1 protein-coding gene is annotated in these 480 nt (G+C 69.4%); it reads left to right on the forward strand.

Going from position 1 to position 480, the window contains the following annotated elements; all coding sequences use genetic code 11:
* On the forward strand, positions 1 to 480 hold a 480-nt coding region (locus MOV63_RS32515), incomplete at both ends, for a DUF1403 family protein (protein WP_247039848.1).

The raw sequence follows: 480 nt of genomic DNA on the forward strand, positions 1-480 counted from the left end.
GGCTGTGCGGCTTGCGGGGCGTTCGGAAGACGAAGCCGGGCTGCGCGATGCCTGGCTGTTGCGCAGGCCGGGGGATGATCCCGGTCCGGCCGGGCAGATCCTTTCGGCCTGGAAGCGGCTTGCCTCGCGTTCGTCCGCGCTCGATACGGACATGCTGCAGACGGTAGCTGGCATGCTCGGCATCAAATGGGACGAGCCGCTGGCAACGCTCGCGCAGACTTTTGACGACCTCGGCCTCGCCGGATCAGCCGCGCCGTTCGCGGCCGCCGCGATCATCCGCGAAACGCACACGATTCGCCCGGATGCCGAAGCGCTGGGCTGGTGGCTGGCCGATCTCCTTCTGGCGCAGAAGCTGCGTTGGCCCGTGCCGGTGCCGCTGCTGATGAGCCAGCGCTTTTCTTCGGTGTTCCGCGCCGAAGGCGGGCGCGGCCGCCTTCGGCCCGGCGAAGAGGGGTTCGACCGGGCGATCTGCCTTGCCCT

It is taken from the genome of Neorhizobium sp. SHOUNA12A, from assembly GCF_023006505.1.
GTDB lineage: Bacteria > Pseudomonadota > Alphaproteobacteria > Rhizobiales > Rhizobiaceae > Neorhizobium.